The 25,574-nt window shown below is 71.9% G+C and carries 22 protein-coding genes and 1 pseudogene; 12 read left to right on the forward strand and 11 right to left on the reverse strand.

The window, feature by feature from the left end:
• Positions 1–177: 177 nt before the first annotated feature.
• From AB0C73_RS06020 to AB0C73_RS06030, 3 genes are all read right to left on the reverse strand, one after another.
• Entirely contained in the window at positions 178–1,056 is an 879-nt protein-coding gene (locus AB0C73_RS06020; RefSeq protein WP_362525117.1) for a DUF5655 domain-containing protein, read from the reverse strand.
• A 525-nt stretch (positions 1,057–1,581) separates the two neighbouring features.
• Complete coding sequence (locus AB0C73_RS06025) at positions 1,582–2,511, reverse strand: hypothetical protein (RefSeq protein ID WP_362525119.1); 930 nt, start codon at positions 2,509–2,511, stop codon at positions 1,582–1,584.
• An 87-nt stretch (positions 2,512–2,598) separates the two neighbouring features.
• On the reverse strand, positions 2,599–4,164 hold the full coding sequence (locus AB0C73_RS06030; protein ID WP_362525121.1) for a recombinase family protein: 1,566 nt from the start codon (positions 4,162–4,164) through the stop codon (positions 2,599–2,601).
• A 65-nt stretch (positions 4,165–4,229) separates the two neighbouring features.
• On the opposite strand from AB0C73_RS06030, the pseudogene AB0C73_RS06035 reads away from it, so the two are divergent.
• Positions 4,230–5,123, forward strand: a pseudogene (locus AB0C73_RS06035) (MsnO8 family LLM class oxidoreductase); the annotation flags it as partial.
• Positions 5,124–5,132: 9 nt separating this feature from the next.
• Positions 5,133–7,529 carry an excinuclease ABC subunit UvrA gene (locus tag AB0C73_RS06040; RefSeq protein WP_362525124.1) on the forward strand — a complete coding sequence of 799 codons (2,397 nt, stop codon included), beginning with the start codon at positions 5,133–5,135 and terminating at the stop codon, positions 7,527–7,529.
• A gap of 130 nt (positions 7,530–7,659) precedes the next feature.
• On the opposite strand, the gene AB0C73_RS06045 is transcribed toward AB0C73_RS06040, so the two are convergent.
• Positions 7,660–8,232 (reverse strand): YceI family protein, encoded by a 573-nt coding sequence (locus AB0C73_RS06045; RefSeq protein ID WP_362525126.1) that lies wholly within the window; start codon positions 8,230–8,232, stop codon positions 7,660–7,662.
• Between the two features lie 132 nt (positions 8,233–8,364).
• Here AB0C73_RS06045 and AB0C73_RS06050 point away from each other — a divergent pair, with 132 nt between their 5' ends.
• The 4 genes from AB0C73_RS06050 to AB0C73_RS06065 all read left to right on the forward strand — a co-directional run bounded on the left by AB0C73_RS06050 (position 8,365) and on the right by AB0C73_RS06065 (position 12,105).
• Positions 8,365–9,219, forward strand: coding sequence for a helix-turn-helix transcriptional regulator (locus AB0C73_RS06050; protein WP_362525128.1), 855 nt, complete (start codon positions 8,365–8,367; stop codon positions 9,217–9,219).
• 137 nt (positions 9,220–9,356) lie between these two features.
• Positions 9,357–10,139, forward strand: a complete 783-nt coding sequence (locus tag AB0C73_RS06055) for a CPBP family intramembrane glutamic endopeptidase (RefSeq protein ID WP_362525130.1) — start codon at positions 9,357–9,359, stop codon at positions 10,137–10,139.
• A gap of 23 nt (positions 10,140–10,162) precedes the next feature.
• Positions 10,163–11,509 carry a histidine kinase gene (locus tag AB0C73_RS06060; protein ID WP_362525132.1) on the forward strand — a complete coding sequence of 449 codons (1,347 nt, stop codon included), beginning with the start codon at positions 10,163–10,165 and terminating at the stop codon, positions 11,507–11,509.
• The gene (locus tag AB0C73_RS06065) at positions 11,461–12,105 is read left to right on the forward strand and encodes a response regulator transcription factor (RefSeq protein ID WP_362525134.1); all 645 of its coding nucleotides are present in this window, start codon (positions 11,461–11,463) and stop codon (positions 12,103–12,105) included. Before AB0C73_RS06060 ends, AB0C73_RS06065 begins: the two co-directional genes overlap by 49 nt.
• 6 nt (positions 12,106–12,111) lie before the next feature.
• Here the strand turns inward: AB0C73_RS06065 and AB0C73_RS06070 are convergent, their stop codons facing one another.
• From AB0C73_RS06070 to AB0C73_RS06080, 3 genes are read right to left on the reverse strand one after another with little or no spacing between them, the layout of a single operon-like run.
• The gene (locus tag AB0C73_RS06070) at positions 12,112–12,861 is read right to left on the reverse strand and encodes a succinate dehydrogenase/fumarate reductase iron-sulfur subunit (protein ID WP_362525135.1); all 750 of its coding nucleotides are present in this window, start codon (positions 12,859–12,861) and stop codon (positions 12,112–12,114) included.
• On the reverse strand, positions 12,858–14,813 hold the full coding sequence (locus AB0C73_RS06075) for a fumarate reductase/succinate dehydrogenase flavoprotein subunit (RefSeq protein WP_362525137.1): 1,956 nt from the start codon (positions 14,811–14,813) through the stop codon (positions 12,858–12,860). The genes AB0C73_RS06070 and AB0C73_RS06075 overlap by 4 nt, the downstream gene beginning before the upstream one ends.
• Before the next feature lie 2 nt (positions 14,814–14,815).
• Positions 14,816–15,571, reverse strand: a complete 756-nt coding sequence (locus tag AB0C73_RS06080) for a succinate dehydrogenase (protein ID WP_362525139.1) — start codon at positions 15,569–15,571, stop codon at positions 14,816–14,818.
• Positions 15,572–15,667: 96 nt separating this feature from the next.
• Between AB0C73_RS06080 and AB0C73_RS06085 the strand changes: the two genes are divergently transcribed.
• The gene (locus tag AB0C73_RS06085) at positions 15,668–16,546 is read left to right on the forward strand and encodes a LysR substrate-binding domain-containing protein (RefSeq protein WP_362525141.1); all 879 of its coding nucleotides are present in this window, start codon (positions 15,668–15,670) and stop codon (positions 16,544–16,546) included.
• Between the two features lie 56 nt (positions 16,547–16,602).
• Here the strand turns inward: AB0C73_RS06085 and AB0C73_RS06090 are convergent, their stop codons facing one another.
• Together AB0C73_RS06090 and AB0C73_RS06095 are read right to left on the reverse strand one after the other, a co-directional pair.
• Positions 16,603–18,774: an EAL domain-containing protein gene (locus tag AB0C73_RS06090; protein WP_362525143.1), complete on the reverse strand. Its 2,172-nt coding sequence runs from the start codon at positions 18,772–18,774 to the stop codon at positions 16,603–16,605.
• Positions 18,771–19,583 (reverse strand): SAM-dependent methyltransferase, encoded by an 813-nt coding sequence (locus tag AB0C73_RS06095; RefSeq protein WP_362525146.1) that lies wholly within the window; start codon positions 19,581–19,583, stop codon positions 18,771–18,773. Before AB0C73_RS06095 ends, AB0C73_RS06090 begins: the two co-directional genes overlap by 4 nt.
• A 1,039-nt stretch (positions 19,584–20,622) precedes the next feature.
• Between AB0C73_RS06095 and AB0C73_RS06100 the strand changes: the two genes are divergently transcribed.
• The 3 genes from AB0C73_RS06100 (at position 20,623) to AB0C73_RS06110 (ending at position 22,325) form a co-directional block, all read left to right on the forward strand.
• Complete coding sequence (locus AB0C73_RS06100; RefSeq protein WP_362525148.1) at positions 20,623–20,775, forward strand: hypothetical protein; 153 nt, start codon at positions 20,623–20,625, stop codon at positions 20,773–20,775.
• Between the two features lie 52 nt (positions 20,776–20,827).
• Positions 20,828–21,592 (forward strand): hypothetical protein, encoded by a 765-nt coding sequence (locus AB0C73_RS06105; RefSeq protein ID WP_362525150.1) that lies wholly within the window; start codon positions 20,828–20,830, stop codon positions 21,590–21,592.
• A gap of 169 nt (positions 21,593–21,761) precedes the next feature.
• A complete protein-coding gene (locus AB0C73_RS06110; protein ID WP_362525152.1) occupies positions 21,762–22,325 on the forward strand; it encodes a hypothetical protein in 564 nt (187 codons plus the stop codon).
• A gap of 149 nt (positions 22,326–22,474) precedes the next feature.
• Here the strand turns inward: AB0C73_RS06110 and AB0C73_RS06115 are convergent, their stop codons facing one another.
• The gene (locus AB0C73_RS06115) at positions 22,475–23,017 is read right to left on the reverse strand and encodes a hypothetical protein (protein ID WP_362525154.1); all 543 of its coding nucleotides are present in this window, start codon (positions 23,015–23,017) and stop codon (positions 22,475–22,477) included.
• Positions 23,018–23,360: 343 nt separating this feature from the next.
• Between AB0C73_RS06115 and AB0C73_RS06120 the strand changes: the two genes are divergently transcribed.
• Positions 23,361–24,020, forward strand: a complete 660-nt coding sequence (locus AB0C73_RS06120) for a class F sortase (protein ID WP_362525155.1) — start codon at positions 23,361–23,363, stop codon at positions 24,018–24,020.
• 77 nt (positions 24,021–24,097) lie between these two features.
• On the opposite strand, the gene AB0C73_RS06125 is transcribed toward AB0C73_RS06120, so the two are convergent.
• Complete coding sequence (locus AB0C73_RS06125) at positions 24,098–25,030, reverse strand: polysaccharide deacetylase family protein (RefSeq protein ID WP_362525157.1); 933 nt, start codon at positions 25,028–25,030, stop codon at positions 24,098–24,100.
• Positions 25,031–25,120: 90 nt separating this feature from the next.
• On the opposite strand from AB0C73_RS06125, the gene AB0C73_RS06130 reads away from it, so the two are divergent.
• Positions 25,121–25,567, forward strand: a complete 447-nt coding sequence (locus tag AB0C73_RS06130; protein WP_362525159.1) for a universal stress protein — start codon at positions 25,121–25,123, stop codon at positions 25,565–25,567.
• Positions 25,568–25,574 lie beyond the last annotated feature (7 nt).

The raw sequence follows: 25,574 nt of genomic DNA on the forward strand, positions 1-25,574 counted from the left end.
CGAGAGCGGCATGCGCGGCGCAATGTAGCCGAGAGTCCCCGGTTAGCCCAACCGGGGACTCTCGGGATGGTGGATATCTCCACCGCCACCTTCTGCCGGCCCGTCGAAGGGCACACTCACCACACCGCCCTGAATGACGACACGACCGTGGATTCGCGTGCGCGTGGCACTGAACCCTCACGCCGCCGCGTAGCTGGCGCGGAAGAGGTCTTGAGCGCGCTCGAGGTCGCTTTCCGTCCGCAGTCGTACCTCCAGATCGCCTGTGCCATGGTGCCCCAGGCCCGTCACGTTCCTGGTGAAGTCAGGGACAAGGTCGACATCGGCCGGGTCAAGCGACAGATACACATGGACCTTGGTCCGCTGGGGCGGGCAGATGCTCGCGAAATTCTGCAGCCGCCGGTAGGCGCTGTAGTGCTTGCGCTGCACCTTGGTGATGCCGTCGCCAAGGCCGAGGAGCACTTCATCCGCCGCTGCCGCCAGCTCCACAAGACGCTCCGGTCCCATGCCGGCCAGTCCCGTGGGCTGTACTCGCCTGCCTTGCGTCGGCCGTCCTGCGGCCGTGGCCACGGTCTCAAGGCCAATAAGGTCCCTGCCGAAGAAGCGGTAGCGGACCAGATCGATGCTGCGCCGGTGCTCACGCACGGCGTGGAGGTCGTAGCGGGTGTAGTCGCCGGCCACACAGATCAATCGGGGTCCGCTCCAGAGCACCTGGGCCGCGGCGTTCGCCCCGAGCTTGTCACGGACCAGGTGCTCGAACTCGCTGCGGTGATCGACGAGCCAGCTCAGGTAGAAGAGCCCCTGGTTGATCACGCCCGGATCCGTGCCGCGCTTGTACTCGACCACGACGGGTGCCCCGTTCGCGTCGAGCCCCAGCGAATCGATTCGGCCGGCGTGAACAGGCCCCGTGCTGTATTCGGATGCCAGGAACCGGACGCCCAACAACGCCTCCATGCCTGTCTCGACAAGGCGCTGCACGTCCACTTCGGCAGCGGCGAGCCGGGGCGCGAGCTCGCTCACGCCCCTGTCCATGGTCTGGAACAACCGCAGTTCCCACACCTCCCCATTCCGTGGTCGGCTCCAACGCATAAGGCTGCAGGCATATTTCCAGGCCGACGTGCAGCTACGGAGCGTATTCGACCGCCGATACAGGCAAGCGAGGCGAGAGCGATGGCGCCCTGGGGCGCGCACAGCAGAAAGCCGCCCTTCCGACCGGGTTGTCACACCGGCTGGAAGGGCGGCTTTCTACTGCTGACGGGTAGTCAGCGTATGAGCCGGGCGTGCGTCAGATATGCGTCAAGATATCGCCCGTAACGCACGTAATGCACACTCGGCAAAGCCGCAGGTCAGCGGCCCTTTTCGGCGGGCTCAAGGATCGCGACGCACTCGACATGGTGGGTCATCGAGAACGGGTAAAGTCGCTGCCGTTCACCTTCCCCTGATGACACCAGAGGTCAGGCTCACTTCGTCAGTGAAGGGGCGATGTGGATGCCTCGCGACCGGGACTCGAGACGACGACCGCGTCTCCCCATCAGTGGCGTTGCGGGGACCTCCCGCACTGAGCGTCCAACCAGCGAAGCGATGTTACGCCGCAAGCTGTACCGAGTCCTCGCCAAAGCCCCGGTCGACGCCGACTCCTGGCCGCCGGAAGCTCACGGCGATCCCGGATCGGGTGGTGAACTCCACCAGCTCGTGGCACAGCACACCCAAGGCCGGCGTAGCCGCCACCTCCAGTGCAGCTGCCAACTCAGGCAGCTCCGCAGCGAGTTCCCATGAACTCGAATCGAAACAGAACACACCCAGATCGGGAAGAGCCGCCAGTCGAAAGCAGATGTTGACCTCCGGCATCGGCCCGCGACCAGCCTGGGCTGCTGCCTTGCGGTCAGCCAGGCCCGTCGGACAACCGCACAGCGATCCACGCGCCCCGGCCGGCTCCAGAAACCTGTTTCCGTCACAGACATGGAGAGTCCCGCCCTCTCCACGCATCACCATGCGAAACGAGACAGCCCGACTTCCTTCCAACAGGATACGAACGCGATCGCAACGTGTCTGGACCGCAAAAACCTGGTCGCCGTCGGTTTCCAACAGCTGTGGTACGCCTCCCAGGAGCCCGCCCAAGGCATCAGCCACCGCTCGGTCCTCAGTCGTAACGCGCCACGCCGACACTGCAATGGGCCTTCCGCCCTGCTGGCCCGCGACGCGGAACCACCCTACGGGGCGGCCTCCGGACGCGTGAGGAGCATATGACGCGTCCTCGGTAGGCTCCAGATCCGAGCCAGAACTCTGCGGCAGATGAGTGATGTGATTCCTCCGGTAGACAGCGGCAGTGCGCTCGCACTTGCCGGTGACGGCGTTCTTCTTGTTCATCGCACTGAAGCCGGGCGGGCCATGGCGGCGACGCCACCAGACGCACAGTGCCTGCGCCGTACTCGCGTCCGCACGCGAAAGACAACGTGCGGACAACACCGTCCGCATCCGAACCGCCGCCCAGCAGCAAGTGCGAACGGGATCCATCGTCCACAGAATCGCCGGTTAGGCTAACCGGCGATCACGGTGTATGTTCCGCGGACCACCGGGCCCGTCCGAGGCGACAGATCACCCTCAGCCCGTCAGGCGGGCCGCGTCTTCGTCATCCACGGTGGCCCAGTCGATGACTGCACGGGTCTCGCCGTTGAACGGTCGGCCATGCTCCGCTTCGCTGGCCTTGCGGACAATCACGCGGTCGATAGCCAGCCGCAGCAGGTCTCCCCTGTCACCCTCGCTGGCAGCCTCCCACATGTGCCGGAACACCTTCGGGTCATCGAACGCCGTCAGGTCGATGGAGGGTCCGCGCAGCTCCGCCAGCGACTCCTCGGCGGCGGTGAGCCGTTCTTCCGCCTCTCGCTTGGCGGGCATCCTGTAGCGCGCTGACCGGCCCTTATAGAACCCTGCGCGGTCGTCCGCGTGGAACTGGTCGAGCGCTGCCTCAGCGGCCTTCACGGCGGCCACGGCCTCCCGGATTCCCTCAGTCTCTTGCGGAGCCGTGAGGGCCTGCCAGCGCGCTGCCACGACGACCATGAGGGGGTCGCCCAGTTCCAGCCGTCCCAGACGTGCCGCCCACTCCCCGAACACATACCGTTCAATGGCGCTGCGGTACACGGACGCGGGTTCCGCACAAGCACCACCCTGCGGCTTGAGCTGGCATCGGTAGTTCAGACCGTCGGCCACCATGCGAAGGTTGCACGACGCGCAGTAGAGCAGGCCGGCAAGCGGGTACCAGCGGCGACCTTCGGGACGTTCCGCGGGCCGCACGGCGTGTCCGGCAAGGGTTGCCCGAGCCTTGTCGGCGGTCTCCTCCGGGATCATCTTCGGCACCGTCTCCGGCTCGACGCAGCGGACCGGGTTTCCCTTGTCGTCGAGGTACTTGGCGGGCTTGTGTCCATTGCCGGAAGCCACCGTGAGCCAACCGCAGTAGACGGGGTGGTGAACGATCCGGCCAATGGTGTTCGCTCGCCATGTCTTCCCTGACGGAGATGGGATGGCCTCTGCGTTGAACCGTTTCGCCAGCGCGCGCGACGACGTGCCCCCGGCGACGCTGTCGAAGATCCGCACAACGACCGCCCAGGGCGACCGCTTCTCTCCCTTGCGCCGAGTGTTGTCCGGGGACAACTTGCGGGTGACGGGGTCGACCACCAGGCCGTACGGGGCTTGGTTCAGCCACTTCCCCTCGCGCTGCTGCCGAGCCTTGGTCGTCCGTACGTTGTGGCTGAGCCTCTGGGAGTACTCGCGGGCGTCCTCAGCGCGCTGGATGATCCAGCGACGATCGCGCTCGATGGAGCTGTCCAGCTGTTCGTAGTCGAAGATCACACGGGCCCGGCCGAGGATCGGCACGATGGCCTCTACACCCTTCCGGGTGAATCGGTCCAGTGCGTACACCCACAGGGCGGGTACCTCTCCGTTCAGCACGGCGTCCATGGCGGCGTCGTACTTCGGCCGCTGGATGTCGGACCACGCGGACAGGTTCTCCTTCCAGACCTTGCGGACCCGGTACCCTTCCTGGTCAGCCCACTGGCGGCCTCGGTCCTCCTGCGCCCGGATGGACAGGGCCCGCTCCCCTTCCCGGACAACCTTTGACTTCCTGAGCAGGAGGTCGACCTCTGGTCTGTCGTCCGTGCTGCCTCTGTGCATGTGACCAGCCTCTGACCTGCGGGTACGGCCCGCATCCCGAGTGGTAGCAGGGTGTACCACCGACCTGGGTCGCGGAGCACCACAGTGTGCCCGGGGTGGCCGGGTCGGCGCCGACCGTGCTTGCGGCGGCCGTGGCCGGGGCGACCTCGCGGATCCGGGTCGGCACGGGTGGGGTGATGCTGCCGAACCACCAGCCGATGGTGGTGGCGGAGCAGTTCGGTGTTCTGGAGTCGCTGTTCCCGGGGCGGATCGACATGGGGCTCGGCCGTTCGGTCGGATTCACCGACGGGATCCGGCGGGCGCTCGGCCGGGACAAGGAGGACGCGGACCGTTTCGCGGAGCAACTGGACGAGCTGCTCGGCTGGTTCACCGGTACGCAGCGCGCGCATCCGCAGGTGCACGCGCGGCCCGCGGAGGGGCTGCGCGTGCCGCCGTACGTCCTGGCGACCGGCGAGGGCGCGGCGATCGCGGCGGCGGCCGGGCTGCCGTTGGTGATCGGCGATCTGCGGGGCCGGGCGCGGCTGCGGGAGGCGGTCGGGACGTACCGGTCCGCGTTCGTCCCCTCGGTGTGGTCGGCCGAGCCGTATGTGATGGTCGCGGGCACGGTCGTGGTGGCCGGCAGCGAGGAGCGGGCGCGGCGGCTGCTGATGCCGGAGGCCTGGTCGATGGCGTGCGCGCGGACGGTCGGTGTGTTCCCGCCGCTGCTGCCGCCGGAGCGGATCGAGGCGCTGCCGATGTCGGAGAAGCAGCGCGGTTTCTACGAGGCGGGGCTGAGCGGGCATGTGTACGGCACCGAGGAGCAGGTCGCGGAGCAGCTGGCGCGGGCGGTGGCGGAGACGGGCGCGCAGGAGGTCCTGGTGACGACGAGCACCCACGACCGGGACGCGCTGCTCGACTCGTACCGCGCGCTGGCTCGACTGGCGGGCCTGACCAGGGCAAACGAGGCAAGCCGGGCCTAGAATCAGCGGATGCGCGACACCGGCACCGACCGCACCGACCCGTTCCCCCTCGGCTCCGCCGCCGCCCCTCACGACCCGTTCGTGCGGGTGCGGGGCGCCCGGGAGCACAATCTGCGCGGGGTCGACGTCGACATCCCGCGCGACGCGCTCACCGTGTTCACGGGGGTGTCGGGCTCGGGGAAGTCGTCGCTGGCGTTCGGCACGATCTACGCGGAGGCGCAGCGGCGCTACTTCGAGTCGGTCGCGCCGTACGCGCGCCGCCTCATCCACCAGGTCGGGGCGCCGAAGGTCGGGGAGATCAGCGGGCTGCCGCCGGCGGTGTCCCTGGAGCAGCGACGGGCGGCGCCGAACGCCCGTTCCTCGGTGGGCACGGTGACCACCCTGTCCAACTCGCTGCGGATGCTGTTCTCCCGCGCGGGCGCCTATCCACCGGGCGCCGAGCGGCTCGACTCGGACGCCTTCTCCCCCAACACCGCGGCCGGGGCGTGTCCTTCGTGCCACGGTCTGGGCCGGGTGCACGAGACGAGTGAGGAACTGCTCGTGCCGGACCCGGGGTTGTCGATCCGCGAGGGCGCGATCGCGGCGTGGCCGGGGGCCTGGCAGGGGAAGAACCTGCGGGACGTGCTCGACACCCTGGGCCACGACGTGGACCGGCCGTGGCGGGAGCTCGACGCGAAGGACCGCGAGTGGATCCTGTTCACGGACGAGCAGCCGGTGGTGACGGTGCACCCGGTGCGCGAGGCGAACCGGATCCAACGTCCGTACCAGGGCACGTACATGAGCGCCCGGCGCTATGTGATGCACACCTTCTCCGACTCGAAGAGCGCGACGCTGCGGGCGAAGGCCGAGCGCTTCCTGACCAGCGCGCCGTGCCCGGTGTGCGGGGGCAGCCGGCTGCGGCCCGAGGCGCTGGCGGTCACCTTCGCGGGCCGGACGATCGCGGAACTGGCTGCCCTGCCGCTGACCGGGCTCGCCCGCACGCTCGCCGCGCACGACGGCTCCGAGACGGCCCGGGTGCTCACCGAGGACCTGGTGGCGCGGATCGCCACCGTCACCGAGCTGGGGCTCGGTTATCTCAGCCTCGACCGGGCGACGCCGACGCTCTCCAACGGGGAGCTGCAGCGGCTGCGGCTCGCCACCCAACTGCGGGCCGGCCTGTTCGGAGTGGTGTACGTGCTCGACGAGCCGTCCGCCGGTCTGCACCCGGCGGACACGGAGGCGCTGCTCGTGGTCCTCGACCGGCTGAAGGCGGCCGGGAACACGGTGTTCGTGGTCGAGCACCATCTGGATGTGGTGCGGCACGCCGACTGGCTGGTGGACGTGGGGCCGCGGGCCGGTGAGCACGGCGGCCGGGTGCTGCACAGCGGACCGCCTGAGTCCCTCGCGGAGGTGGCGGAGTCGGCGACCCGCCGTTTCCTCTTCGATCCGGCTCCGGTTCCGGTACGGGCGGTGCGCGCCCCGTCCGGGGAGCTGAGGGTCGGCCCGGTGACCCGGCACAACCTGAGGGCTCTGGAGACCGCGTTCCCGCTCGGGCTGCTCACGGCGGTGACGGGTGTGTCCGGGTCCGGCAAGTCGACGCTGGTCGGGGCGCTCACCGAGGTGGCGGAGGAGGGCGGCGGTGTGGCCCGGGTGGTGACGGTCGATCAGAAGCCGATCGGCCGGACCCCGCGCTCCAACCTGGCCACCTACACGGGTCTGTTCGACGTCGTACGGAAGCTCTTCACGGAGACCGAGGAGGCACGCGCGCGCGGCTACAAGGCGGGCCGCTTCTCCTTCAACGTGCCGGGCGGACGCTGCGAGACGTGCCAGGGCGAGGGCTTCGTCTCGGTGGAGCTGCTGTTCCTGCCGAGCACGTACGCGCCCTGCCCGGACTGTCACGGGGCCCGCTACAACCCCGAGACGCTGGAGGTACGGCTGCGGGGGCGGACGATCGCCGAGGTCCTCGACCTCACGGTGGAGGCGGCCGCGGACTTCTTCGCCGGCACCCCGGCCGCGGCCCGGCCGCTGCGCACTCTGCTCGACGTCGGCCTCGGCTATCTGCGCCTCGGGCAGCCGGCCACGGAGCTGTCCGGCGGCGAGGCGCAGCGCATCAAGCTGGCCGCCGAGCTCCAGCGGCCGCGCCGCGCGCACACCCTGTACGTCCTGGACGAGCCGACGACCGGGCTGCACCCGGCGGACGTGGAGGTGCTGATGCGGCAGCTGCACGGGCTCGCCGACGCGGGGCACACCGTGGTGGTGGTCGAGCACGACTTGGACGTGGTGGCGACCGCCGACCGGGTCCTGGACCTGGGGCCGGGTGGCGGGGCCGAGGGAGGCAGGATCGTGGCCGAGGGGACGCCCGCGGAGGTGGCCCGGACGCCGGAGAGCCGGACCGCGCGCTTCCTCGCGGCCCGGCTCGGCATCTGAGCCGGGACCGCATCACCGCCCCTCGGCCCCTGTACGGTGCCGGCCCCGGCCCCCGTACGGTTCCGGCACCCGGGCGTCTCCCCGCCGGACCCGCCTCGACCCACCTCTCCCCCCACCCCCCCCGGAGCCGCTACCGCGGGTCGACGAACTGCATCTCCAGCGTGACCTTGATGACGTCACCGAGGACACCGGGCGCGAAGTCCAGGCCGAAGTCGCTGCGCCGGAACTCGCCGGTGGCGTCGAAGCCGGCGTGCCTGTGCCCGTCCACGGGGTTGTCCACGACCCCGCCGAACTCGACGTCGAAGGCGATCGGCCGGGTCACGTCGCCGATGGTGAGCTCGCCCTCCAGGGTCCAGTCCTCGCCGTCTCCGGAGATCCGGGTGGAGCGGAAGGTCATCGTGGGCCGCTTCTCGACGTCGAGCAGATCGGCGGCGCGGACGTGGGCGTCGCGGTCCGGGTTGCCGGTGTCGACGGAGGCGAGCCGGACCGTGGCGGTGACCGAGGACGCGTCGAGGGTCTCGCCGACGGCGAGCTCGGCCTCGAAGTCGTTGAAGCGGCCGCGGACCTTCGAGATCCCGAAGTGGCGGATGACGAAGCCGACGGAGGAGTGCAGCGGGTCGAAGGCCCAGCGGCCCGGGGTCAGCGGGAGGGCGGTGGGGGCGGTGGGGGCGGCGGGGACGGTGTTCTGCGTTTCAGCGGTCATGGGCTCCACGCTCGCGCGGCGTGGCACGGCGAGGAAGGCCGTGCCGAGACGGGTAGTGGGGAGCCTGGTAGTCGCGGAGCCTGGTAGTGACAGGGCCACCCTCACCCGCGCCCGCGCTCGTACGATCGACGGATGAGCGACAACGAGCTGGGGGCGTTCCTGCGCGCCCGTCGTGAGGCCGTGACCCCCGCCGAGGCCGGGCTTCCGGCCGGTCCCCGGCGGCGGACCCCGGGCCTGCGCCGGACCGAGCTGGCCATGCTGGCGGGGATCAGTGTCGAGTACCTGGCCCGGCTCGAACAGGGCCGGGACCGCAATCCCTCGCCGCAGGTGCTCGGCGCGCTGAGCGAGGCGCTGGGGCTGCCGCTCGAAGCCCGGCTGCATCTGCGGAACCTGATGAAGTCCGGCACCCACCATCACATGTGCACCCGGGCGCCCACCCCGGCGAACGAGGTGCGGGCCCCGGTCCGGGCGCTGCTCGACCGGCTCGGCCCGACCCCGGCGTTCGTCCTGAACATGCTGGGCGAGATAGTGGCGCACACCGACGGCTACGCCCGGCTCGCGGGCCCGGTGGGCCTCCTCGACGGCGAGCGGCCCAGCCTGCCGCGCTTCGTCTTCACCGACCCCCGCGCCCGTGAGGTCTATCCGGACTGGGACCGGGTGGCCGACCAGCAGGTGGCCGGCCTTCAGCTCTCGCTCACCCGCAGCGACCCGCACATGGCGGAGCTGGTCCAGGAGCTGACCGTGACGGCGGGACCGGCCTTCTCCTCCCGGCTCGGCGGGCCCGCACCCGTACCCTCCCGCTCCGGTGTGGACCGCTTCGTCCACCCGGAGGCGGGTGAGCTGCGCCTCGCGTACGAGGTCCTGGAACCGACCGAGACGGACGCCCAGCGCCTGGTGGTGTACCTGCCGGCGGACGAGGCCACGGAGGTGGCGCTCGACGGACTGATGGGCCGCCGCCCGGGCACCCTGCGCGCCGTCGGAGCCTGACCACCGCCCCCGTACACGGACCGGGGGTGTACCCAGGTGCACCCCGGTCCGGTATCTGGCCCCAGTGGCCCGGCCCGCTCCGAGCGGCAGAGTCGACGGCGACGGATCAGGAGCCGAACGACGGGGAGGCCGGCGGGATGCGGGTGTGGAAGGCGGAGACGGGGGTGTTCCTCGCGGTCGCGTTCGTGGCGGCGGGGCTGCTCGGGGCGGTGCAGCCGGGGACGGGGATACCCACGGAGGTCGTGCAGCTGACCCAGTTCGGGCCGGCGCTGGGCGTCCTGGTGGTGGCGCTGCTCTGGCGGGGGCGGATCCGGGCGCGGCTCGCCGGGGCGCTGCCTTCGCCCGGGGGCACGGAGCACGAGCGGGGCCCCGGGCTGTGGCTGCCGCTCACGGCGCCGCTGGTCATCGGGCTCGCGGCGGGCGGGTACGGGCTGTCGACCGGCGATCCCGGGTTCACCGATCCCAGGACCCTGGACCAGCCCTTCGCGCTGATCGTGGCGGCCCAGCTGGTGGGTGCCTGCGGGGAGGAGATCGGCTGGCGCTGCTTCCTCCAGCCGCTGCTGCGCGTCCGGTTCGGTCCGTGGACCGCCTCGCTCCTGGTCGGTGCGGTGTGGGGCGTCTGGCACGTGGGGGTGTTCGCCGAGGCACCGGCGTACGCGGCGGGATTCCTGGTGGCGACGATGGCGCTCTCCGTGGTGCTCGGCCTCGGTCTGGAGCGGGTCCGGGCCAACCGGCTGCTGCTCGCGGGCGGCTTCCACGCGCTGGTCAATCTGGGGATGCTGCTCTTCATGGACGAGGAGTCGGGCGCGGTCGCCCCGATGGTCCTGTTCGGAGCGGCGGCGCTGCTCGCCGCGGTGCCGTGGGGGCTGCGGCGGCCGGCGGATACCATCGGCGACGCGGCGCGACGGGGCGCGCTCTGACAGGGGTCGCGGGGGAACGGGCGATGGGAACAGTAGGTGACGTGCGGCCGGCCGACGGCCCCGGCCGCACGTCAGGCCGGTCGGCCCGGTCCGGCCTGCCGGTCCGGGCCGCGGCACGGAGCCTCCGGCGCTGCCAGCTGCTGTCCCTCGCCGCCCTCGCGTTGCCCCTGACGGGTGCTCTGGTGGTGGGTGCGCTGCTCCTCCTTCCCGTCGGCCTGGGATTCCCGCTCCTTCCGCCCGCGGCGCGCATGCTGCGGCGGCGCGCCGACCGGGCCCGGGCCCGGGCCCGGGCCCTCCATGCCGTCCCCACCGCACCCCTCCCCCGCACCGCGCGCGGAATCCTGGGAGACGCGGGCTTCTGGCGGGAGCTGCGCTGGGCGTGGCTGGAGCCGGTGACCGGTGGACTGCTCGTCGCGGTGCCGCTCGCGCTGTTCTGGTACGGGGTGTTCGGAGCCCTCGTCCAGCCCTTCGTGTGGCGGTGGTTGGGCGACGGCAACTGGTACGCGTTCGTGCCGGTGGTCTCCCCCGCCACCATGGCGGCGGCCCTGCTGCTGGGGCTCGGCTTCGCTGCGACGGGGCTGCTCCTGGCGCCCTGGGCGGCCGCCCGGCACGCCCGCTGGACCGGGCGCGCGCTCTCGGAGCCGTACGAGACACGACTCGTCCGCCGGATCGATCAGCTGACGGGCACCCGGGCCGACGCGCTGGACTTCCAGGCGGCGGAACTCCGGCGTATCGAGCGGGACTTGCACGACGGGGCGCAGGCCCGCCTGGTGGCGCTCGGGATGACCCTGGCGGAGACGGAACGGCGTCTCGACAGCGATCCGGCGGCGGCGCGTGCGCTGCTCGCGGACGCGCGGGAGGTCTCGGAGCGGGCACTGGGGGACCTGCGGGAGCTGGTGCACGGGATCCTGCCGCCGGTCCTCGCCGACCGGGGGCTCGGCGACGCGGTGCGCTCGCTGGCGCTCGACAGCTTTCTCGATGTGCGGGTGGACACCGCCGGTCTGCCGCCGGGCCGGCTGCCGGCGGCCGTGGAGTCCGCCGCCTACTTCGCGGTGGCCGAACTGCTCGCCAACGCGGGCAAGCACTCCGGCGCCCAGGAGGTCCGGATCGGCCTCGCCCACACCGGTGGTCTCCTGCGGGTCACCGTCGCCGACGACGGGCACGGCGGCGCGGCCCCGGCCGCCGCTCCGGCCGCCGCTCCGGCCGCCGCTCCGGGCGGCGGCGGGCTGCACGGGGTGCTGCGCCGGCTGCGTGCGTTCGACGGAACCCTCGCCCTGGACAGTCCGCCGGGCGGTCCCACTCTCGCGACCCTGGAGATACCGTGCGTGTCGTCCTCGCCGAAGACCTCTTCCTCCTCCGGGACGGGCTGACCCGCACCCTTCAGGAGCACGGCTGCGAGGTGGTCGCCGCCGTCGACAACCATCCCGCCCTGGTCCGGGCGCTGCGCGAGGAGCGCCCGGACGTCGCCGTGATCGACATCCGGCTGCCGCCGGGCTTCACCGACGAGGGGCTGCGGGCCGCCCTGGAGGCCCGCCGGGAGCGGCCGGGCCTGCCGGTCCTGATCCTCTCGCAGTACGTGGAGCAGTTGTACGCCCAGGAGTTGCTGGCCGGCGGCGAGGGCGCCGTCGGTTATCTCCTGAAGGACCGGGTGACGCACACGGCTCAATTCGTGGACGCGGTACGGACGGTGGCCGCGGGCGGCACGGTGCTCGACCCTCAGGTGGTGGCCCGGCTGCTCGCCCGCAGCGAGGCGCGCGGGAACACGGCGGCGCTCACCCCGCGCGAGCACGAGGTGCTTCGGCTGATGGCCGAGGGGCGCTCGAACGCGGCCATCGCCACCGCCCTCCACTTCAGTGAGAGCGCGGTGGCGAAGCACACGGCGGGCATCTTCGCGAAGCTGCGGATCGAGCCCTCGGCCGACGACAACCGCCGGGTGCTCGCGGTCCTCGCGTACCTCCGCCGCTGAACCCCCTTACTTGCTACGCGACGTGCGCCGTGCCCGCAGCCACTCCTTGTTCATGGCGGAGATCGACGGCAGCGGGATGCCCTTGGGGCAGGCGGTGGCGCACTCGCCGGTGAGGGTGCAGCCGCCGAAGCCCTCGGCGTCCATCTGGGCGACCATGTCGAGGACCCGGGTCTCCCGCTCGGGCGCGCCCTGCGGCAGCACGTTGAGGTGGTTGACCTTGGCGGAGGTGAACAGCATCGCCGAGCCGTTGGGGCAGGCCGCGACGCAGGCGCCGCAGCCGATGCACTCGGCGTGCTCGAAGGCGTAGTCGGCGTCGGCCTTGGGGACCGGGGTGGCGTGGGCCTCGGGCGCGGAGCCGGTGGGGACGCTGACGTAGCCGCCGGCCTGGATGATCCGGTCGAAGGCGGAGCGGTCGACGACCAGGTCCTTGACGACCGGGAAGGCGGCGGCCCGCCAGGGCTCGACGTCGATGGTGTCGCCGTCCCGGAAGGAGCGCATGTGCAACTGGCAGGTGGTGGTGCGCTCGGGGCCGTGGGCGTCGCCGTTGATGACCAGGCTGCACGCGCCGCAGATGCCCTCGCGGCAGTCGTGGTCGAAGGCGACGGGGTCCTCACCGCGCAGGATGAGATCCTCGTTGAGGGTGTCCAGCATCTCCAGGAACGACATGTCGGGTGAGACGCCGTCCACCTCGTAGGTGGCCATGGCGCCCTCGGTGGCGCCGTTCTTCTGGCGCCAGACGCGCAGGTTGAGCCTCATGCGTAGCTCCGCTGGGTGGGGTGGACGTACTCGAAGGTCAGGTCTTCCTTGTGGAGGACGGGGGCGTCGCCCGCTCCGCCGAACTCCCAGGCGGCGGCGTACGAGAACTCCTCGTCGCGCCGGGCCGCCTCGCCGTCCGGGGTCTGGGACTCCTCGCGGAAGTGGCCGCCGCAGGACTCGGCGCGGTGGAGGGCGTCGAGGCACATCAGCTCGGCGAGCTCCAGGTAGTCGACGATCCGGTTGGCCTTCTCCAGGGACTGGTTGAACTCCTCACCCACACCGGGGACCTTGATGCGGCGCCAGAACTCCTCGCGGATCCCGGGGATGCGGCGCAGCGCCTGGCGCAGGCCGTCCTCGGTGCGGGCCATGCCGCAGAACTCCCACATGAGTTCGCCGAGTTCGCGGTGGAAGGAGTCGGGAGTGCGGTCGCCGTCGATGGCGAGCAGGAGGCGGATCCGGTCCTCGGTCTCGGCCAGCACGTCCTGGACGGCGGGGTGGGCGTCGGTCACGGGTTCGGCGTGCGGGTGGCGGGCCAGGTAGTCGTTGATGGTGGCCGGGAGCACGAAGTAGCCGTCGGCGAGGCCCTGCATGAGGGCGGAGGCGCCGAGCCGGTTGGCGCCGTGGTCGGAGAAGTTGGCCTCGCCGATGGCGAAGAGGCCGGGGACGGTGGTCTGGAGGTCGTAGTCGACCCAGAGCCCGCCCATCGTGTAGTGCACGGCGGGGTAGATCCGCATCGGCACCTCGTACGGGTTCTCGGCGGTGATCCGCTCGTACATGTCGAAGAGGTTGCCGTACTTCTCCTCGACCTTGGCCCGGCCCATCCGCCGGACGGCGTCGGCGAAGTCGAGGTAGACCCCTTGTCCGCCGGGGCCGACGCCGCGGCCCTCGTCGCAGACGTTCTTGGCGGCGCGGGAGGCGATGTCGCGCGGGACGAGGTTGCCGAAGGAGGGGTAGATGCGCTCCAGGTAGTAGTCGCGCTCCTCCTCGGGGATCTCGTTCGCCGGGCGGGTGTCGCCCTGCGCCTTCGGCACCCAGATGCGTCCGTCGTTGCGCAGCGACTCGCTCATCAGGGTCAGCTTGGACTGGTGGTCGCCGGTGCGCGGGATGCAGGTGGGGTGGATCTGGGTGAAGCAGGGGTTGGCGAAGTACGCGCCGCGCCGGTGGGCCCGCCACACGGCGGTGGCGTTGGAGTTCATGGCGTTGGTGGAGAGGTAGAAGACGTTGCCGTAGCCGCCGGTGGCGAGGACGACGGCGTCGGCGTAGTGGGTGGAGATCTCTCCGGTGATCAGGTCGCGGGCGACGATGCCGCGGGCCCGGCCGTCGACCACGATCAGGTCGAGCATCTCCGTGCGGGGGTGCATCTCCACGTTGCCCGCGGCGATCTGCCGGGACAGCGCCTGGTAGGCGCCGAGGAGGAGCTGCTGGCCGGTCTGGCCGCGCGCGTAGAAGGTGCGGGAGACCTGGACGCCGCCGAAGGAGCGGGTGTCGAGGAGTCCGCCGTACTCGCGGGCGAAGGGGACGCCCTGGGCGACGCACTGGTCGATGATCTCGACGGAGATCTGGGCGAGGCGGTGCACGTTGGACTCGCGGGCGCGGAAGTCGCCGCCCTTGACGGTGTCGTAGAAGAGGCGGTGGACGGAGTCGCCGTCGTTGCGGTAGTTCTTCGCGGCGTTGATGCCGCCCTGGGCGGCGATGGAGTGGGCGCGGCGCGGAGAGTCCTGGTAGCAGAACTGGACGACCTGGTAGCCCTGTTCGGCGAGCGTGGCGCCGGCTGAGCCGCCGGCCAGGCCGGTGCCGACGACGATGATCCGGTGGCCGCGGCGGTTGGCGGGGTTGACCAGCTTGGCCTGGAAGCGGCGGGTGTCCCAGCGTTCGGCGATCGGCCCGGCGGGGGCGGCGGTGTCGGCGAGCGGCTCGCCGACCGTGAAGTCGGTGAAGTCGGGGGAGGACATGGTCAGTTCACCACTCCGGTCATGACGGCGACGGGGACGGAGACGAAGCCCGCGGTCAGGACGAGCGCGAGGGCGTCGGCCAGGAACTTCAGCGTGCGCTCGCGGCGCGCGTTGCCGACGCCGAGGGTCTGGGCGGCGCTCCAGAAGCCGTGCCGGACGTGGAGGCCGACGGCGAGCATGGCGACGATGTAGATGACGTCGCCGTACCAGGTGGAGAAGGTGTCGACGACGTTCTGGTACGGCATGCCCTCCTGGAAGCCGCCGGGGTGGACGGTGCCGGTGGTGAGGTCGAGGAGGTGCCACACGATGAACAGGCCGACGATCACGCCGCCCCAGCGCATGGTGCGGGTGGCGTAGGAGGAGCGCCTGCGGCGGTGCACGTACGCGGTGGGGCGGGCCTTGAGGTCGCGCCTGCTCAGCTGGTACGCGGAGACGGCGTGGGCCACGACGGCGGCGACCAGCACGATCCGGACCAGCCAGAGCGCCCACTGGTGGTGCAGGACCGGGGCGCCCATGACGCGCAGCCAGTGGCCGTAGGCGTTGAACTCCTCGGGGCCGAAGAAGACCTTGAGGTTGCCCGCGACATGGGCGACGAGGTAGCCGAGCATGATCAGGCCGCTCGCGGCCATGACGGTCTTCTTGCCGATGGTGGATGCCCAGAAGCCGCGGGTGGGGGCGGCGGGCGGGGGTGCGGACTTCTGTCCGGGCTGTCGTCCGGGCTGTCCGGGTTGCCGATCGGACTTGGTTGCCAGAGCCATGGGGGCGACGGTAGGGCCGAATGGCCTAAGAGGTCCAAGACATGGTTCAGCTGATCTCAATAGGCGGGACCTATGAAGGCCGGTAGAGTCTGGGTCATGCAGTTCCAGCAGCTCCTGTATTTCGTCGCCGTCGCCGAGACCCTTCACTTCACCCGGGCCGCCGAGCGGGTGCATGTCTCGCAGCCCTCGCTCTCGCAGCAGATCAAGGCCCTGGAGCAGGAGCTGGGGGCGGAGCTCTTCAGCCGGGCCCGGGGCAACATCGCGCTCACCGACGCGGGCGAGGCCCTGCTGCCGCTGGCCCGCCGGATCCTCGCCGACACGGACACCGCGCGCCACGAGGTGCAGGAGCTGGTGCAGCTGAGGCGGGGGCGGGTGCGGCTCGGTGCGACGCCCAGCGTGTGCACCGGGCTGCTGCCGGACGTGCTGCGCGACTTCCACGAGCTGCACCCGGGGATCCGGCTGCTGATCGAGGAGGGCGGTTCGCACGATCTGGTACGGGAGCTGGCGCGCGGCTCGCTCGACCTGGCGCTCGTGGTGCTGCCGCTGCCGACGCCGTCGCCCGCGCTGACCACGGTGGAGCTGCTGACCGAGGACCTGGTGGTCGTCTCCTCGGCCTCGGCGCCCGCGCCGCGCCGGCCGGTGCGGATCTCGGATCTGCGCGACCAGCCGCTCGTGATGTTCCGGCACGGCTACGACCTGCGGGAGCTGACCGTGGCGGCCTGCCGGGCGGAGGGCTTCGAGCCCTCATTCACGGTGGAGGGCGGCGAGATGGACGCGGTCCTCGGTTTCGTCCGCGCGGGTCTCGGCCTCGCGGTCGTCCCGGCCATGGTGGCCGCCCGCGCCGGCCGCGACCTCCGCATCACGGCCCTGGCCCGCCCGGGCCTGCGCCGCACGATCGCCCTGGCCCACCGCAGCGACGTGGCCCCGCCGCGCGCGGCGCGGGAACTCCAGAAGCTTCTGCTGCACCGGAGGTGACGGCCGCGGGCGCAGCCCGCGGGAAGAGGGCGAGGGCCTGATCCGCCGGACAGGCCCTACACCGCGTCCACCAGTGCCAGCGACCGGATGCGGTCCGGGGCGCCGGGGCGGGCGTAGTACCAGCCCTGGGCCGTGTCGCAGCCGAGGTCGCGGAGCTGCTGGGCCTGGGCGCCGGTCTCGACGCCCTCGACCGTGACTGCGAGTTCCAGGCTGTGGGCGAGCTGGACGATGCCCTCGACGATCTTGATGTCGACCGGGTCCACCGGGTGCTGCTGCATGCCCTGGGTGAAGGAGCGGTCCAGCTTGAGGACGCTCACCGGGAGGCGGCGCAGGTTCGCCAGGTTGGAGTAGCCGGTGCCGAAGTCGTCGAGCGCGATGTCGACGCCCATCTCGGCGAGCTGGCGCAGCGGCTTGAGGAGGTCGTCGTCGGCGCCGATCAGCGCGGACTCGGTGACCTCCAGACACAGCGCCCCCGGTGCGAGCCCCGAGCGTTCCAGGACGTCGACGGTCTCGGCGACCAGGCCGGGGTGGTGCAGCTGGGTCGGCGAGAGGTTGACGTTGATCCGCAGCGGGCCGGTGGCGGGGTGGCCGCCGGGCGCCTCGTCCTGCCAGAACCGGGCCTGGCGCACGGCCTCCTGGAGCACCCAGCGGCCCAGCGGCACGATGAGCCCGGTGTTCTCGGCGAGCGGGATGAAGCGGTCCGGGCCGAGCACCCCGTGCTGCGGGTGGCACCACCGTACGAGCGCCTCGGCGCCGTGCACGCTGCCGTCACCGAGGTGCACCAGCGGCTGGTACTCGATGAAGAACTCGCCGCGCTCCAGGGCCGCCGGCAGCGCCGTGGTCAGCCCGTGCCGGGTGATGGCCCGTGCGTCGGCCTCCTCGTCGGCGTACTCGAAGCGGTTCCCGCCCGCGGACTTGGCCCGGTACATGGTGATGTCGGCGCTGCGCAGCACCTCGGCCGCGGTGCGCTCCCCCGCCGGTCCCTCGACCACGCCGACGCTGCCGCGCACGGTGAGCTCGCGTCCGTCGATGCTGATCGGGGTGGCGAGCGAGGCGAGCATCCGGTCGGCGAGCTCGCCGACCTTGCGCTCGCTGACGGCGCCGGTGGTCAGGGCGACGAACTCGTCGCCGCCGAGCCGGGCGACCATCTCGCCGGGCGCGGTGACACAGCTCTGGAGCCGGTCGGCGACCTCCACGAGCAGCCGGTCGCCGGTGGAGTGGCCCAGGCTGTCGTTGATGACCTTGAAGCCGTCGAGGTCGAGGTAGCACAGGCCGAAGCGGCTGTCGCCGCCCGGCCCGAGGGTCTTCTCCAGGCGTTCGAAGAACAGCGTGCGGTTGGGCAGCCCGGTGAGCGCGTCGTGGGTCGCCTCGTACCGCAGCCGCAGGTTGAGCAGCCGCCGCTCGGTGGTGTCCTCCATCAGCGCCAGCTGGTAGCGCGGGACGCCGTTCGCGTCGCGCAGCAGCGAGACGGTGAGGTTGGTCCACAGGACCGTGCCGTCGCCGCGGTAGTACGGCTTCTCCACGCGGTACGACTCGCGCTCGCCGCGCACCAGTTCGTCGTACAGGCGCCAGACGTGCGGTCCGTCCTCGGGGTGCACCCACTCGACGATGTTCTTGCTGGTGACGGTCCCCTCCAGACCGCCGAACATGCGGGTCAGGGCCTCGTTCACCTCAAGGATGTTGCCGTCGAGGTCGGCAACGCCGATGCCGATGGCGGCACCGTCGAAGACGGCGCGGAAACGGCTCTCGGTCGCGTGCAGGGCGAGTTCGGCGGCGCTGCGCGCGGAGAGCGCGGAGTGCGCGATGGACTCCTGCTCGGCGAGGGTGCGTTCGCGCAGCGCCTGGGCGAAGCCGGCGGCCATGGCGTGCTGGAGGCGGGAGCAGCGGGCGCGCAGCTCGTCGGTGCCGATGCCCTGTTCGTCGCCGTAGTACAGCACCAGATACGCGTCGACCACGCCGAGGCTGCGGGCGAGCGCGTCCGGGTCGGTGCAGTGCGCGGCCACCAGGGCCTGCCCGGCCCGGTGCGCGGGCGCCGTGTCGAAGGGCCGGGCGTGCAGCGCGTCCCACAGCTCCCGGGCGGGCGGCAGCAGATGCCGCTCGAACTCCTGGCGGGTCATCGAGGTGGCGGTGACCGGGAACACGGCGCGGCTCCAGATGGTCACGAACCGCCTGAGTCTGTCCTCCGGTCCGTCGGCCACGGAACCGGCAGGCTGGGACGGCACCTTCACGCCTTGCGCCCCACCCCTGCGAAGCCGGAGAAGGCGAAGGGATCCTCCTCCTCGTCGGGGGTGCCGGGCCGCCACAGCGGCATCGGCACGACGCCCGGTTCGACGAGCTCGGTGCCGTCGAAGAAGCGGGTGATCTCCTCGTGGGAGCGCATCACCAGCGGGTTGCGGATGTCGCGGTAGACGCCGACGGCCCCGCCGGCCCGCTCCTCCGGCACCGGGATGCCCTCGTACGAGGCGTGGGTGAGGATCAGCATGCTGCCGGGCGCGAGCGCGTCGACCAGCTCGGCGACGGCGGCGTACGGCTCGTCCGAGTCCTCCAGGAAGTGCAGCACGGCGACCAGCAGCAGGGCCACCGGCCGGTCCAGGTCGAGGAGTTCGCCGACCTCGGCGCTGTGCAGGATCTCGCGCGGCTTGCGCAGGTCCGCGGCGACCACCGCCGCGCGGTCGACGCCTTCGAGGACGGCGCGGCTGTGGGCGACGGCGACCGGGTCGTGGTCGACGTAGACGACCCGGGCCGTGTCGCTGGCGGCCTGGGCGACCTCGTGGACGTTGCCGAAGGTCGGTATCCCCGAGCCGATGTCCAGGAACTGCGTGACGTCGTTGTCAACGGCATGCCGCACGGCGCGGCGCATGAAGGCACGGTTCGCCTGCATGATCTTGGGCAGGCCCGGAAGGAACTCCATGGCCTTGCGGGCCGCTTCCCGGTCCACTTCGAAATTGTGCGAGCCGCCCAGATAGAAGTCGTACATACGGGACACGCTCGGCACCGAGATGTCGATGCCCGGCGGAGCCCAGGCGGGACGCTCCATCAAAGTCTCCAACAAGTCGCCGTGGTCTGCGGCCAGGTGTACGCCGCCTGTGTTCGAGCAGAGGCTACTGATCGACCGCCACAAGAGCGAGTAGAAACGGAAATTCGCGATCCGTTCTTGGTCACACTCCATTGGCACATGCGCGCGGTAAGGAAGAGTTCACGCCTTCAGGTCGTGCAAATTCACGTGCATATGGTCGTGCGCGCCGCTGACCTGGCCTCCGTCCGAGGCCGCGAGCCGAAGGAAGCGCCCGCCGCGCACAACCGGAGTCGACAACCGGCCAGTTCGGGGAATCGGGCCCGCGCGGCGCCGCGCGCCGCTCCCGCACCACCCTCGCACGCCGTCCCCGCGGGCTCGGCCGGATCGGTGGGAATCCCCCACCGGAGGGTGACTTCGCGGCGACGGGACCCACGCGGGGCGACAGAGTCGGCGGAATCGTCAAGTCCGCACACTTCCGGATCCGCTCCATCCGGCGAATCAAAGTCCGTTCCGGTCCACCCGGGCCGTCCGGGTGATCAAGCTGCACTGCGTGTCTCTCTTGTCTCAGTTGTCTCAGTACCGCTTCACCCGCTATGGAACGCGGCTCGCGCGCCCGCTGGCGGCAGGGGCGCTGATGTGGCTGCTGACGGCGCCCGCCCTACCCGCCACCGCGGACGCCTGCGCCTGGGCCTCGACCGGGCCCGGCGGATCGACCGGGGTGTCGATCGCGGGTGACGGGCCCTGTCATCCGGCCCATCCGACCCATCCGCCGCACCCCACGCATCCCCCGCACCCGACCCATCCGCCGCACCCCACGCATCCCCCGCACCCGACCCATCCACCGCATCCGTCGCACCCGCCGCATCCCTCCAAACCGCCGAAGCCGACGCCCAAGCCCACGCCCAGGCCCGAGCCCCCGCCCACGCCGGCCCCGAAGCCGCCGCCCCCGGTGCGCACCACACCACCGCGGCCCGCCCCGCCACCGCCGCCGCGTCCCGCGCCCCGGCCGCCCGAGCCGGCACCGGCGCCGGAGCCCCCGAGCCCGTCCCCGGCCCCCACGGTGCGCCCCCGGCCCGCCCCGGTCGTCCTGCCGCACTACCGGCGCACGGCCCGGGTCAAGCCCAAGAGCACGCCGAACGTGCTCACCGCGACCCTGCTCGTCACGGCTCCCGCGGTGCTCGCGACCGCGATCCTGCGCCCCCGCTCCCGCTAGCCGCCCCAGCCGTCCCACCGGGCCCGTCCGGCCCGACCAACGGAGGAACCCCTTGTCCGAATGGGTAGTGCTCACCCTCGCGATGGCCGCCGCGTGCGCCGTCGTGCTCGCCATCGTCGTCATGAACAACCGGCGGATCGCCGAGGACGACGACCCCAGCGAGACCCCCGACGTCATCGAGTACATGACGATGATGATCGGCGTGGTGTACGCGATCGTCCTCGGCCTCGCCATCGCCGGCGTCTGGGAGGCCCGCAGCGCGGCCCAGGAGACCGTGCGCCAGGAGGCGCAGGCGATGCACGAGATCTCGGAGCGGGTCGAGGTGTACCCGCTCGCCACCCGGGAGCGGATCCGCGCCGACGTCGACGCGTACGTCCGGTACGTCGTCGACGACGAGTTCCCGTACATGGCGGAGCACGGCGAGCTGAGCGACACCGGCACCGAACTGCTCGGCAAGGTGCGCCGCAGCGTGACCGACTACCAGCCCGCCAACGACTTCGAGGGCCAGGCCTACCAGCCGCTGGTGGACCAGGTCGCGGTCGCCGACGACGCCCGCAACGCGCGCGGCGAGAACGCGGGCGCGACGATGCCGGGGGTCGTGTGGTTCGGCCTGATCACCGGCGCGCTGGTGACGGTGGGCCTGATCTTCACGCTCCAGATCCGGCGCACCGGACGGGAGTTGCTGCTCGCCGGCCTCTTCAGTGCCCTGATCGCCTTCCTGCTCTTCCTCATCTGGGACTTCGACGCGCCCTTCAGCCGGGGCCTGGCGGCCACCGCCGCGCCGTTCACCGATCTGTTCCCGCAGGTCGCAGGCTGATCCCAGGGCACACACTGGGCCGAGCGGGGGACATCGGTGCCCCATTCGCACGTCTGGGATCGCGGCTGTGGTAAAGGGCTCCTAGCGTTTCGGGCATCGAGGTGCATGTCCCGTCTGTTGCGCGGATACCCCTTCCGCGGCTGCTCCTCGGGGACCCGGAGGATTGACCATGCGCGCGATACGTGCCGCGTCCACCGCTCTGCTGGGGGCGGCCGCCCTCGCCCTGGCCGCCCCCCACGCCGTCGCCGCCGACGGCGCCCCGGCGCCCGCCCGTCAGGCTCCCGGAGCCAAGGCACCGGGCGACTTCGTCGTGTCGCCCGGGGTCGTCGCACCCGGCGGCCGGGTCACGCTCAGCGCCCCCGGCTGCGCGAGTACGGCGACGGCCTCGGCCGGCATCTTCGACACCGTCACCATCGCCCCGGGCTCGGCGGTCACCGCCACGGTGGACGCGGACGCCAAGCGCGGCGCCGTGTACACGGTGGCGTTCAACTGCACCGGCGGGATCCAGGGCACCGTCGACCTGACCATCAGCGGCGGGACGACGGCGACGCCGACGGCCCGCTCGACCGTGCTCACCACCCCGCGCGGAGTTGCGGGCGGCCTCGGCGGCTCCTTCGACGCCACGAACTCGTGGACCTTCGCGGCCGGCGGCGCCCTGGTGCTCGCGGCGGCCGGCGGTCTCGTCCTCGTGGTGCGCCGCAGGTCGTCGTCGACCGACGGCCGGCGTCACTGACGGCGCGGCCGCGGCCGTGCCCGGCACGACCACCGCCCTCTCCGCCCGCGGCACCCGCGGCGCGGAGTCCGCAACGCCCGTCGCCCCCGAGCCCTGACTGCGGACTCGGGGGCGACGGGCGTTGCGGGCCGACCGGGAGGTTCGGCCGGTCAGACCCCCGCGCCGGTCATACGGCGCCGGCGGGCGATGAACAGCGACCCGCCCAGCGCGGCGGCGGCGACGAGGCTGCCGCCCACCGCCATCTCGGTGGAGCTCGGGGCGAGCGAGCCGCCCAGCCCGCCCGCCGCACCCTGGCCGGCCAGCACGCGGAACTGCGTCGTGAGCTTCCGGCCGTTGGTGCACGTGGCGGTCACGGTGTAGAGGCCGGGCGTGGCGTTGTCGAAGATGCGGACGCTGACCGTGGAGAACCCTTGGTTGGAGCCCGAGAGGGTGCCGGACGGGAAGGCCGCGGACGAGACCGTGCCCGCGGCGCAGTCCCTGGTGGTGACCAGGAGAAGCGCGCCCTGGTGGACCGCGAAGGGGGAGACGGTGATGTTGGAATTGGTGACATTGGAATTGTCGCCACCCTTGGGGGCCTGGAAGGAGCCGACGGTCACGCTGCTGGGCCCGTTGGTGGCGGTGGCGAGGGGGGCCGCGAGCCCGAGCGCCGCGAACGCGGTCGCCGTCACCGCGAGAGTGCGTGCAACACGCATGGTTGAACCTCCAGTGGAAGACGCCCCGAAGCCGTGCTTCGGGAGATTCGACGAGTACGCCTCCCATGACGAACCATCACAAGTCGGGAAGACCTTCGCATGTCGGCCTTGGGCCGGTCCGGTGAGGGACGGCACCGGCCGAACGAGTGGGGAATCTGACGGATCCGCAGGTCACACAGCGTCAGAACGATGATCTGACGATTACTCGGATGGCTGATCACCCGTTCCCCCGCGGGACCGCCGGGGCGGGGTCGCTCCTCCGGCGGACACCCGTTCGCCCCGCCCGGCGCGCCGGATCGCCTCGGCGCCCTTACGGTTCCCGTGACGCCACCAAGGGAGAACCATGAGCCCCAAGGACTTCAGCCTCTTCGACGCCGCCAGGAGACGCCAACCCTGGGGCGCGCTGGCTCTCGTCATGCTGTCCGGCCTGGCGATAATGCGCAACGGCGTGGGCTTCGAGTCCGGCCCGCCGCAGCCCAGCGCGGCCGCGCGCCCGGTCGCCCGGCCGGTCGCCCCCGCCCCGACGGCCGGCGCCGTCCCCGAGCTGCCGTTCGCCCCCGCCTCACGCATCAGGATCCCGGCCATCCGGGTGGCGGCCCCGCTCATGGACGTGGGTCTGGACACCAACGGCTGGGTCGCCGCCCCGCCGCCCGAGGAGGCCAACCTCGCCGGCTGGTACCAGAACGGCATCGCGCCGGGCATGCGCGGCACCTCCGTCATCGTGGGGCACGTCGACAACCTGGCGGGGCCCGCGGTGTTCTACGGACTCGGCTCGCTGCAGCAGGGCCAGCACATCGAGGTCGACCGTTACGACGGCCACGTGGCCGTGTTCGAGATCTACGGGGTCGAGGTCTTCGCGAAGAACGACTTCCCCGGAGCCCAGGTGTACGGGGACACCGGCCAGCCGGAGCTGCGGGTGATCACGTGCGGCGGCGGCTACACGCGCGCCCACGGCTACGACGGCAACGTGGTGGTCTTCGCCCGGATGGTCAGCTTCCGCTAGGCGGTCCGTACGGCGGAGGGCCCGGCACCCACGAGAGGTGCCGGGCCCTTCGCTTACGCCCGCGCCGCCGAACCGGCTCAGCGGCGCGGCACGGTGATGGCGTAGCCGGCGTCGAGCAGGCGCGGCAGATAGCGCTTGAGGGCGGCGACGCTGTGCGAACGGTTGCCGCCCGCATCGTGGTTGAGCACGACGACGCCCTCGCCCGCGCCGTCCAGGACCCGCCGGACGATGGTGTCCGCGGGCGGCTCCTGCCAGTCGAGGGTGTCCACGGTCCAGGCCAGCGGTTCCATGCCGAGCTCGGCGCCGATCTCGAACGACAGCTTGTTCCAGGCCCCGTAGGGCGCGCGGTACCACAACGGCGGTGCGCCCAGGGCCTGTTCGATGACGTCGCTGGTGGAGCCGAGCTCCTTGCGGATCTGCGAGGGGCGCAGCTTGGGGACGAGCGGATGGGACCAGGAGTGGTTGCCCACCAGGTGCCCGTCCTCGGCCATCCGCTTGAGCAGGTCCTGGTTGTCGACCGCCATCTCGCCGCAGACGAAGAACATCGCCCGGCAGCCGTAGCGGCGCAGGGTGGCGAGGATCTCGGGGGTGTAGCGCGGATCGGGACCGTCGTCGAAGGTGAGCACCATCGAGCGTCCGACGCCGGTCAGATGGAGGAAGGGCCGGGTGCGCACCGGCGGGAGCGCGCGGCGGAGGGCGGGGGGCGCGTAGCCGGTCATCGGCTGGAGGCGGTACGCGGCGGGCCGCAGCCGCGCGGCCTGGGCCCGGGCCTTGGCCTCTGCCTGTGCCTTCGCCTTCGCCTGGGCTCCGGCCGCGCCGGGTGCCGGGTGCTCGGGCCGCGTCCCGGCCGCCTCGCCGCCCGTCGCGCCCTCGGCCCCGCCCGTCCCGCCCGTCCCGTCCGCCCCGCCCAGGCGGTCCACGGCGAAGACTCCGACGGTGGCGGTGGCGCCGAGGGCGGCGGCGAGGCGGAGCAGCGACCGGCGCCCTGTGGTCGTCTCATCCTTTTTCATGACCAATAGTGCGAACGGTGGACGGCACCGGCCGCGCAGCGACACCGACCTCCCGTCGGAAAACACCTGATGAGCCGATAACCTCGGAGGGTGAATGGATTCGAACGAGGTACGGACGGCCCGAAGGTGATCGTCGCCGGGGTCGACTGCTCGGCGTCCTCGCTCCGCGCGGCGGCGTACGCGGCGGGGCTCGCCAGGCGGCAGGGCGCGCTCCTCGCCCTCGTCTACGTACAGCCCGTCCTTGCCGCCGGTGCGGCGATGGGGGCGCCGGTCACGGGCGTCACCGAGGAGATCGCCGAGGGTCTGGCGGCCGAGATCCGGGAGTCCGCGGAGCGGGTGCGAGAGGTCTGGAAGGTGCGCTGGGAGTTCCACACCTTCCACGGGGACGCCTACGCGGGCCTGGTCTCGGCCGCCGACGAGCTCAAGGCGGACGCGGTGGTGGTCGGAGCCTCGGAGTCGGCCGGGCACCGGATCGTGGGTTCGGTGGCGGTACGCCTGGTGAAGGCGGGCCGCTGGCCGGTCACCGTGGTGCCGTAGGCAGCAC

This window comes from Streptomyces sp. NPDC048623, assembly GCF_040650755.1.
Classification (GTDB): domain Bacteria; phylum Actinomycetota; class Actinomycetes; order Streptomycetales; family Streptomycetaceae; genus Streptomyces.

Bases quoted from the DNA above. Each gene is read 5' to 3' on its own strand.
- AB0C73_RS06025 (WP_362525119.1), bottom strand. From the start codon at position 2,511: ATGGATCCCGTTCGCACTTGCTGCTGGGCGGCGGTTCGGATGCGGACG.
- AB0C73_RS06030 (WP_362525121.1), bottom strand. From the start codon at position 4,164: ATGCACAGAGGCAGCACGGACGACAGACCAGAGGTCGACCTCCTGCTC.
- AB0C73_RS06040 (WP_362525124.1), top strand. From the start codon at position 5,133: ATGCGCGACACCGGCACCGACCGCACCGACCCGTTCCCCCTCGGCTCC.
- AB0C73_RS06045 (WP_362525126.1), bottom strand. From the start codon at position 8,232: ATGACCGCTGAAACGCAGAACACCGTCCCCGCCGCCCCCACCGCCCCC.
- AB0C73_RS06050 (WP_362525128.1), top strand. From the start codon at position 8,365: ATGAGCGACAACGAGCTGGGGGCGTTCCTGCGCGCCCGTCGTGAGGCC.
- AB0C73_RS06055 (WP_362525130.1), top strand. From the start codon at position 9,357: ATGCGGGTGTGGAAGGCGGAGACGGGGGTGTTCCTCGCGGTCGCGTTC.
- AB0C73_RS06060 (WP_362525132.1), top strand. From the start codon at position 10,163: ATGGGAACAGTAGGTGACGTGCGGCCGGCCGACGGCCCCGGCCGCACG.
- AB0C73_RS06070 (WP_362525135.1), bottom strand. From the start codon at position 12,861: ATGAGGCTCAACCTGCGCGTCTGGCGCCAGAAGAACGGCGCCACCGAG.
- AB0C73_RS06075 (WP_362525137.1), bottom strand. From the start codon at position 14,813: ATGTCCTCCCCCGACTTCACCGACTTCACGGTCGGCGAGCCGCTCGCC.
- AB0C73_RS06080 (WP_362525139.1), bottom strand. From the start codon at position 15,571: ATGGCTCTGGCAACCAAGTCCGATCGGCAACCCGGACAGCCCGGACGA.
- AB0C73_RS06085 (WP_362525141.1), top strand. From the start codon at position 15,668: ATGCAGTTCCAGCAGCTCCTGTATTTCGTCGCCGTCGCCGAGACCCTT.
- AB0C73_RS06095 (WP_362525146.1), bottom strand. From the start codon at position 19,583: ATGGAGCGTCCCGCCTGGGCTCCGCCGGGCATCGACATCTCGGTGCCG.
- AB0C73_RS06110 (WP_362525152.1), top strand. From the start codon at position 21,762: ATGCGCGCGATACGTGCCGCGTCCACCGCTCTGCTGGGGGCGGCCGCC.
- AB0C73_RS06115 (WP_362525154.1), bottom strand. From the start codon at position 23,017: ATGCGTGTTGCACGCACTCTCGCGGTGACGGCGACCGCGTTCGCGGCG.
- AB0C73_RS06120 (WP_362525155.1), top strand. From the start codon at position 23,361: ATGAGCCCCAAGGACTTCAGCCTCTTCGACGCCGCCAGGAGACGCCAA.
- AB0C73_RS06125 (WP_362525157.1), bottom strand. From the start codon at position 25,030: ATGAAAAAGGATGAGACGACCACAGGGCGCCGGTCGCTGCTCCGCCTC.